Here is a 9,349-nt window from a genome sequence, read left to right as displayed (position 1 = left end):
GATATCCATTTGCGCAAATTTAACACAAACAGATTAAATATACATTAATGTACGGATTTTAATTATGTAGGGGATATTAATGGAGCCGATCGGGATCCTCCGTAGGAGTTCCTGCGGAAGAACCGACGACCTCCTGAACGCCATTCAGGCGTATCTAAATTTTGTAATTCATTAAATTCTCTGTAACCATTGGTAATAATTAGTGGAGCCGATCGGGATCCTCCAGAGGAGTTCCTGCGGAAGAACCGACGACCTCCTGAATGCCATTCAGGCGTATCTAAATTTTGTAATTAATTTAATTCTCTGTAACCGTTGGTAATATTAGTGGAGCCGATCGGGATCGAACCGACGACCTCCTGAATGCCATTCAGGCGCTCTCCCAGCTGAGCTACGGCCCCATTAAAATATCAGATATATTATACCCGGCTTTCGATCAGAAGTCAAGAGTTTATCAATTCATCCTGTGGATTTCGGAGATGAACTCCTGCGTGTCTTTGTACTTCTTATAAACACTGGCGAATCTGACAAAAGCGATTTCATCAATAGATTTGAGTTTCTTCATGATAGTTTCGCCTATCACTTTAACCGGTACTTCCCTTCTGCCGAGATTGCCGAGTTCAAGTTCAACGTCATTTATTATGGAAAATATCTGTTCGAGAGACACGGGACGTTTATTGCACGCTATCTGTATTGCTTTTTCCACCTTTTGCCGCGCATACGTCTCCCTCCTGCCGTCGTTTTTAACGACCATTACGGGAGTGTTCTCTATATATTCATAAGTTGTAAAGCGCTTTGAACACGATTCGCATTCGCGTCTGCGCCGGATGGCGTTATCGCTTTGAACCGCCCGTGAATCAACGACTTTAGTATCCGCCGAATCACAATAGACACATCTCATATTCTTATCCTCCCAGCTTTAGACGAGGTAATCGTATAGTGGAAATTCCTCACAAAGTTCTCCGACTGATATTCTGACTTCCTTCCTGACAGCTTTGTCATCGGGATTAGAAATAACTTTGTCCATCAAGTCTGCTATCAGCTTCATTTGTTCTTCCTTCATACCTCTTGTAGTCAGCGCCGGGGTTCCTATCCGTAATCCACTCGTTACAAATGGACTGCGCTCGTCAAACGGCACCATGTTTTTATTGGTAGTGATGCCCGCCGCTTCAAGTGATTCTTCCGCCGCTTTGCCCGTAGTGTTTTTATTTACAAGGTTCAACAGTACAAGATGCACGTCAGTACCGCCCGAAACAACTTTAAAATCGTGTTCGAGCAGGGCGTCTGCGAGGGCTTTGGCATTTGCCACCACCTGTTCGATGTAAGTTTTGTACTCCGGTTCAAGGTCTTCACCAAACGCCGCCGCTTTTGCGGCTATCACGTGCATCAGCGGTCCTCCCTGTATTCCCGGCATGATCATACTGTCAAGAAGTTCCGACATCATCTTTGTCCTTCCGGATTTAGGAGCGACTATGCCGAACGGATTTTCATAATCCTTTCCTATCATGATCATCCCGCCCCGTGGTCCCCGGAGAGTTTTATGGGTAGTAGTGGTAACTACGTGGCAAACAGGCAGAGGGTCGTTGTGCAGCCCTACGGCAACCAATCCGGCAGGATGCGCTATGTCAGCCATCAGATACGCACCCACTTCGTCGGCAATTTCACGAAATTTCGCGAAATCAATATCTCTCGGATAAGCGCTTCCGCCGGCGACGATCATTTTGGGTTTCTCTTCTCGCGCAACTTTTGCTACCTGATCGAAATCGATCAGCTCTTTTTCTTTTGTCACTCCGTAAGATACGACGTTATAAATTTTTCCCGAGAAGTTAACAGGTGAGCCGTGAGTGAGATGACCGCCCATCGAGAGGCTCATCCCCATCAGAGTATCACCCGGTTTTAAAAACGTAAAATAGACACCCATGTTCGCCTGTGAACCGGAGTGAGGTTGAACGTTCACATATTCGGCTCCGAAGAGTTTTTTTGCTCTGTCTCGGGCGAGATTTTCCGCAATATCCACATGAGCGCACCCGCCGTAATATCGTTTACCCGGATACCCTTCGGCATATTTATTCGTTAATACAGAACCGGCAGCTTCCAATACTTTACGGCTAACGAAATTTTCGGAAGCAATCAACTCAAGGGTCTGGCGCTGGCGGGCTACTTCACCCCGCACGGATTCATAAAGCTCGGGATCTTCTGCTTTTAATGTCGATAACAAATTTATATTCCGGTAAGCGTATGAATCTTCTGAACCCGCCGATCGTGTCTTCCATGCACGAACTCAGCTGACAACCACGCATCTATTATGTCTTCAACAGATTCCGACCTCTCTACACGAGCACCAAGACAAAGAAGATTTGCGTGATTATGCTCCCTGGCGAGTTTCGCCGTTTCTGTTGAGTTACAAAGAGCCGCACGTACACCCGGCAGCTTATTCGCCACGATGCTCATCCCGATCCCGGTACCACAGACGAGAATTCCTTCATCGGATTCTTTCTCAGAAACCGATTTCGCGGTCTTCAACGCTAAATCAGGATAATCAGTGGACTCGTTTGAGTAGGTTCCGAAATCTATGACCTCGTAACCTTTTTTCTTAAGATAATCGGCGATTTTCTCTTTTAGCTCATAACCGGCGTGGTCAGCGCCGAGCGCTATTTTCTTTTTACTTTCCTCTTTATCCATTTATAACAATCACCTTCAGGCTGAAATTTTTCAGGGTGCATAAAAATGTCGCCTTTTGACGGAGCCTGTTGTTCTAAAAACTGAATCCTGCTGCGCGCCGCAGTATATCCAAGCGCGACACTTTCTTTAACGTCGTCGAGAGCTACTTCGAAGACAAGCTTATCATATATAGACGGTACTTTAGCTCCGCGTTCATTCTGACAATTATTGGCAGCCGCTTCAAGAACCAAACCTCGTATGTAAAACCCGCGTCCATCCTTAGGTTTTGTATTTATGGTCTTATTTGCCCAGGAATATGCGGTTTTGAGCTCACCGGCTTGCTTGTACAGATCCGTAATATCATATACCACCGTTTTATCATTGGGTCTTAACTTCAGCAGTCTCTTTAGAGAAGAGAGCGCCTTATCCGTGTTATCGAGGTTTTTATAGCTCGTCGCTATCCGGTCAAGAGCCAAAAAATGATCAGGTTCAAGAGAGAGCAGTTTTTCATAAAGCGGAATAGCTTTTTCATAATCCGCCGCTTGATAAATCGTATTTGCATATTCAAGCAAAAACTCCGGGTTGTCAGGATTGTTCAGATGTCTCTCTTCCAGCAGCTCCGTCGGATCCTCCCCCAAGAATTTCATAACCGTGACGAGGTCATTTTTTGCTATGATATCTTCCGGGTCCATCTTGATTATCTTTTTTAATACGCCGAGATCCTTTTCATACTCCGCAACTCTGAAATAGAGATCATGCAGCTTTCTCCAGCGAGCAATGTTTGACGAATCCAAAGCGGCAATCGTTTCATATTCCGCGATGACCTTATCGTTATCACCGGAAAGTTGAAACATAAAAGCTACGTTTTCATGCAGAGAAATGTTGTCGGGATCCTCCGAAAGTCCTTTGTCAAATGCCCACATTGCGCTGTCGGGCTTATCCATTTCTCTATATGAGTTTCCGAGGAAAACCCAAACCCTGTCACCGTACTTTTCTGTACATCCGCTGTTCACCATCTTAGTGTAATTTCTTAGCGAGCCTTCATAATCTTTGTTTTTAAAATATTCGAATGCGGTCGAAAGATAAATTTTGCACTGCCTGTCGGCGACCCTGGCAAGAGAATCGAGCCTCGCCTTTTCCGCCGCTGACAGCTCATCGCTCGTTGAGCCTGATTGAGAAGCACAGCCGGAGATTACCATATATGAAAAAGTAATGCCTAATAATCCCATGATGCCGTAACGTTTAACGAGGTTAACCAAAAGTGTCATTAATTACTCCTTATTGTTATTTAATAAATTATCTCTTTCTGCGTACAAACCAGAGTTCACCGGCTGAATATCCCAATACTATCGATACGCTGTTCTCCTTTAAATCACTTGCCGCTCCAGTCTTTCTGAGAACAAAAGAGACTCCAATATCGATAAATTCTTTACCACCGTGCATCGGTATCCCAAAACCTGTGGAACCTGAAGTCTCAACTATCCTACTGCCGCTCAAGCTCCTGACATAGAGCTGACGATATCCAAGCCCCGCCCTTAAAGCGATTCGTTTCAGAAATGATTCCGCTGCTGGGCTTGATTTGCGTTCAATTCCACCGAATATATCATACGCTCTCCCAAAATTACCATCAAAATCATTCTCTAATGATTTCCAATCGCTAAACTGATAATCAATTCCCGCAACGTAATTTTCACCGGGATCATAGCTAATGCCGAACCTCCACTCGGCGGGAAAGTCGATATTCTTTGCAGGGTCTTTCGAATTTTCAGAATGAGCTAATTCGATCTCCTTCTTAATATCAAATTCGAAAGGGATTGACGCTGAGGCAGCAAAATTAAACTTCCCACGGGAGTTAAAAATTCCAAGAGTCCATAGAGTACCGTCAAAAGAAGTCAACCTCGTGAATTCGGCGTCATTGAATGAAGTATTTTCAAATATTGTTTTCCATTCTTCTGTTTTGTTACCGAATACCCAATCGTTTTTAAGCCCTATCGAAAAGTCATCATTGAACTTATATCCAAAACCAAGACCGAAGCCGTTTATGCCGCCTCTTCCTTTAATGGTCAACTCCCATGGCTCATCATTGACTATTCCAGCTCGAACTAATTCATAATTCGAGTTTGAAATGGGATATACCCCTCCCCCTACACTAATTTTTGATCCCATCGGCAGTACCATACCGAATCCGGAAAAATCGGTAAAAGTGCCTGAATTCCCGCCGTCCACAGCATTATAATTTGTCGTACTCAGCAAATTTATCCTGACCGGTGAAACGAATGCCCAAAGAGCAGGATTCCACCTGCTCATCGTATGTCGGTCTTTTATCGAGAGGTTTATTCCACCCATACCGATGGAACGGGCTGAACTGATGTACTGTCTCTCCCCGACACCAAATTTGCCGTATAAGCTTCCAGCCTCGACGTTCGAGTCTGCAAGAAGTATTACGAACAATAATAGCAGGGACGGTTTAATTTTCAATCAGAATCCTCCGGAGAGTTCACATAATAAATGTCAATATTGGGTTTCATACTCTCGCTCACGCTGCTGTTCTGGCCATACAAAGAAATCCTGAATATCTGACTGCTCTCGGAATTACTCCCTAAAGCAATACCAAGATTTTCTCTGGTTCCAGCCACCCACTGCTGTATTATACCGGTCAGGTCAAGTGTCATTTCATCTCCGTCGATTGGTAGAGCGACCAGGTCGAAGTTAGTTTTATCGATGACGAACAGGGAATCCGTTCCTCCCGTCGAATCAACAAAACTAAACAATAAACTGATACCGATTCCATTAACCGCACTATTTGAAAAAGGCAGCAGTGAACTTTGGCGGTCAATAGTCAAAGTTAAATTCGCTTCTACTATTGAAGCATTAACCGGAATAGAATTTATCATGCTTGAATCGATCATCACCATACTTCTATATGCGGCGCCTCCCCCTATTAATATCTTATCAGGTTCTGAATCAGGTAAATCCGATAGCATGTTCAACACGTATCCGTCCGCCGATGCAATAATTCGAGTGGTAGTGCTGGAGGTATCTCCTTCTTCCATGTGGGTTACCTGTAATGCGGGCAGTAAGGAAATATCAGTGCTATACCTCGAGTGAAACGAAGGAATAAATCCGGATGCGGAGGCAGTGAGAATGACTCCGTTGGTGGCAGAGCTATCCATCCAACTTTCAGCGAGTTCAATCGGGATATCAAATGTGATCTTATTAGAAACTAAATCGAACGATCCCCATGCAACGGTCGCGCTGCTAATTGAGTCAACCGATGAAGAGATGAAATCATTAAACGATTTTAATTTCAGATTATCTTCCTCCCAATCCATGTTGTTTTCGTATAAAAACAGGTCGATAGTTCCGGTGGACGAATCTCCAATTGTGTTCGATAGAGTTAACTCCAATAAGATAGCCGATATATTGTCTCTGACTGTATCCGGTAAATCACTGAAGTCGTTGAATTTGAGCACCGACAATGTTTCGTAATCATCAAAAGTGCCCGCTAATAACCTTTGGGAACTACCCCATTCGGATTGAACTCTTACGGCAGTGTCCGATATGGATGAGTGCAATATATTTTGGTATTTCGCTTGATCTACGGGGGATATGACACTTCCAAGATCATTAACGTAATCCGTGGTGTCACACGATATAAAGATGAGGTTAATTAGCACAAACTTTACAAATACTTTTACGTTGTACGACCGCCTGTTCCGGTTTGACAAAATGGATTTCAATGAGATTTCAGTGCGAATAAACGTATATTTTCAGACAAGGCTATTGTAAACATCAAGGATAGACGCGGTGATTTTTTCATATGCTTCGACAGAATCAGACCGCATCGTAATAGTCTTATACTTATCTTTCTTATCTTTGATAGCTTTAGCGAAGATAGGGTTGGATTTGAGCTCCTTGGCAGGATCCGAACCCCCTGAAGACAGGGTAATCACGTAATCAGAGTAGCTCAAACCGGCAAGTATTGGACTGAAATTCCTCTTTTTATCAAATACTAACAAATTATCATCTTCAGTTCCGGTTTCAATTTTTGCAAGATTAAGGGAGTTTTCAGAGAATAAGGAAACTTCCTTCGATGAAAATAAGTTAAAGACCACCTTAATATCCTTGTAAAAGGGGTCGTCTTTGAATATGGTTTTCAGCATTATAGGAACGAAAGCGGTTGACCATCCGCAGCAGTGAATTATATCAGGCTGCCAGTGCAGAAATTTCAGACTTTCAAGCGACGCCTTACTGAAGAATGCAAACCTGATGTCAGTATCTTCTAAAGCTTTCCGCGATCCTTTCGCTTTATAAATCCTTTCGTCCACAGAAACGAAAAAATTCTCCTCACCAAGGAAATATACCTGTACCTTAGAATCAGGAACGAATCCCGATTTAATACTCGCGATTCTGGAATCTGAATTCCATTCGACAGGGATTTCTCTCAGGCGAATAACCTCCCTCAGCGTGTATTTTCTGTCGCTGATGAAAGGATATTTAGGCATTATCAATCTTATGTCATGCTTCGCTTCTTGAAGCTGAACGGGATAATTCCTCGAGAATTGCCCGGTGATACCGGTCTCGGCGAACGGTGTTATTTCAGGAGAAATTAAAAATACTTTCAAAATGATCTACTGATAAAGCCTTATAACCTATTAAGAAGTTTACTGGCAATGGGAAGATATTCGCTTCCCGGATATAAATTCACCAGCCGCGAAAACTCTTCCTGCGCCCTTTTTTTATCGTTTAATCTGAGATAGCAGATTCCCAATTTCAGCTGCGCTGCCTCCATTTTGTTGTTGTTAGGGAACGTGAAGACTTTTTCAAATTCGAGTATCGCTCTCTCATATTCCTTATTTCCGTAATAACATTCGCCTATCCAATACTGGGAGTTATCGGCAAGCTCGCTGTGCGGATTCGATCCAAGAAGTTTCTCGAAGATATCCAGTGCCTCGCTGTAATTGGCGTAGTTAAAGAATTCCATAGCTTTCTGGTACTCGTTTAAATAATCTACCGCGTTCAAAGGTACTCTCGGGTTTACGCTGTTCATCATATTCCCCACAGCCATCATAGATTCCATCCTAAGAAGTCTTAAATCGAATTCCTCAATTTTGTTTCCTATGTCCGTTACAGCAGTATTCAGGTTTTTGATCTTTCCGGCTTCGCTCGTAAGAGTAGAATCTATCGAATGAACTGCCCGCTTCAGTGAACTTATCTCACTGTCGTTGTTTGGTCCGCTCGATTGACCGGTTGAGCCGGGTGTCCTTGCAGCTTGCCCTCCTCCGCAGGCGCTGAATATCGTCAGACAAATGGCTATAGGTATCAAGTATATTTTCATTCTCACTCTTCGGATATCTATCATGAAGTTATAATTTAAAAAATCGGCACAACTTATGCAACTTCTATGTTCAGATAGATTTTCCGTCGAGTTGGAGTGATTGGATAAAAAAATACTGATTTTCTCACGTCTCAAAATTTCCTATCTGGACCATTCCCATCAATAACATCAGAGCGATCAATGAAGAACCACCGTAGCTGATAAAGGGCAAAGGCAATCCTGTCACCGGTACTATCCCTGTTGTCATCCCAATATTTATAAATACCTGAAACAGCAACATCGCCGCTCCTCCCAAAAGGATGAGACTTTCAAAAAGATTTTTTGTATTGGATGCAATATTTATCATTCTGAACAATAACAACATGAAAAGGACGAGTATCACTGAAACTCCAATAAATCCAAGTTCCTCACCGATAAGTGAGATAATGAAATCAGTATGCTGTTCCGGTAAAAATTTCAGTTGAGTTTGAGTGCCGTCTCCGAGACCCTTCCCGTAAATCCCTCCGGAACCGATAGCGACTTTTGACTGAAGTACCTGATACCCTGATCCTCTCGGGTCGAGCTGTCTGTTTACGTAGGTCAAAATTCTCTGCTGTTGGTAAGGTTTTAAATTATTCCACGTTAGCGGAGTAACTAAACCGACCGAAACATTTATAACGAACATTATAACAATGAACCTGAGAGATTTTCTCGAAAACCAGAGCAGTAAAAGTAAAGCACCTATCCAGAGAACAAATGAAATCAGGTTGAAGGCGCTTATAAGGCTTATTAGGGGAGCAATGATTACGAACAATGTCATAGTGGGAACCCCTGCCCAGTACAACATCGGAAAAAGGATAGCCGGAAACACCATTGCCGTTCCGAGATCGGGCTGACGGAGAACGACCAGGGTAACAAACGCGGTAATAAAAAACGGCAATATCAAACCCTTTGCCTTTTTCAAATTTTTAATGTTATCGGTTAACAGTCGAGCCAGACCGATAATTAAGAATATTTTCATGAACTCCGATGGCTGAACGGTTATTCCTCCTAACCAAATCCATCTTCTGGAGCTCCCGGATATGGCAGGTACGTATGTCAACAGCAGGAATAATACACCTCCAAGGAGAAGTAAGTATGCTACAGCATATATCCACCTGAAATTCAGCATACTCACCGAAAATAACAGGAAAATTCCTATGATACTCCAAATTATCTGTCGCTGGAAGTTATTTTGAAACGACTCCGTAGTAGTTTCTACCGTCGCGCTGTTTATGGCAAGTATGCCCAGAAATATTAGAATAACAATCACGCTTAATATCAACCAATCGAGAGAAATGAGTTTTGAGATTATGTATTGACCGGCGGTCATTA

General features: G+C 43.1%; 9 protein-coding genes and 1 tRNA gene. All 10 read right to left on the bottom strand.

Annotated features, from left to right (window positions below; all coding sequences use genetic code 11):
• Positions 1–325: 325 nt before the first annotated feature.
• The 10 genes from IID12_01570 to rodA all read right to left on the bottom strand — a co-directional run bounded on the left by IID12_01570 (position 326) and on the right by rodA (position 9,347).
• Positions 326–398: transfer RNA gene (locus IID12_01570), tRNA-Ala, on the bottom strand.
• Between the two features lie 53 nt (positions 399–451).
• Complete coding sequence (nrdR, locus tag IID12_01565; GenBank protein ID MCH8287780.1) at positions 452–898, bottom strand: transcriptional repressor NrdR; 447 nt, start codon at positions 896–898, stop codon at positions 452–454.
• A gap of 18 nt (positions 899–916) precedes the next feature.
• Positions 917–2,215 (bottom strand): serine hydroxymethyltransferase, encoded by a 1,299-nt coding sequence (locus IID12_01560; GenBank protein ID MCH8287779.1) that lies wholly within the window; start codon positions 2,213–2,215, stop codon positions 917–919.
• Between the two features lie 2 nt (positions 2,216–2,217).
• Positions 2,218–2,679 carry a ribose 5-phosphate isomerase B gene (gene rpiB / locus IID12_01555; GenBank protein ID MCH8287778.1) on the bottom strand — a complete coding sequence of 154 codons (462 nt, stop codon included), beginning with the start codon at positions 2,677–2,679 and terminating at the stop codon, positions 2,218–2,220.
• On the bottom strand, positions 2,649–3,926 hold the full coding sequence (locus tag IID12_01550) for a tetratricopeptide repeat protein (protein ID MCH8287777.1): 1,278 nt from the start codon (positions 3,924–3,926) through the stop codon (positions 2,649–2,651). The genes rpiB and IID12_01550 overlap by 31 nt, the downstream gene beginning before the upstream one ends.
• 28 nt (positions 3,927–3,954) lie before the next feature.
• Positions 3,955–5,136, bottom strand: coding sequence for a hypothetical protein (locus IID12_01545; GenBank protein ID MCH8287776.1), 1,182 nt, complete (start codon positions 5,134–5,136; stop codon positions 3,955–3,957).
• Entirely contained in the window at positions 5,133–6,398 is a 1,266-nt protein-coding gene (locus IID12_01540; GenBank protein ID MCH8287775.1) for a hypothetical protein, read from the bottom strand. The genes IID12_01545 and IID12_01540 overlap by 4 nt, the downstream gene beginning before the upstream one ends.
• Before the next feature lie 30 nt (positions 6,399–6,428).
• A complete protein-coding gene (locus IID12_01535) occupies positions 6,429–7,283 on the bottom strand; it encodes a glycogen/starch synthase (protein ID MCH8287774.1) in 855 nt (284 codons plus the stop codon).
• A 20-nt stretch (positions 7,284–7,303) separates the two neighbouring features.
• The gene (locus IID12_01530) at positions 7,304–7,996 is read right to left on the bottom strand and encodes a tetratricopeptide repeat protein (protein MCH8287773.1); all 693 of its coding nucleotides are present in this window, start codon (positions 7,994–7,996) and stop codon (positions 7,304–7,306) included.
• 124 nt (positions 7,997–8,120) lie between these two features.
• On the bottom strand, positions 8,121–9,347 hold the full coding sequence (gene rodA, locus IID12_01525; GenBank protein MCH8287772.1) for a rod shape-determining protein RodA: 1,227 nt from the start codon (positions 9,345–9,347) through the stop codon (positions 8,121–8,123).
• Positions 9,348–9,349 lie beyond the last annotated feature (2 nt).

The sequence above is a fragment of the Candidatus Neomarinimicrobiota bacterium genome (genome assembly GCA_022567655.1).
Classification (GTDB): Bacteria; Fidelibacterota; SORT01; order SORT01; family SORT01; genus JADFGO01.
This window is presented reverse-complemented; position numbering and strand designations above follow the sequence as displayed.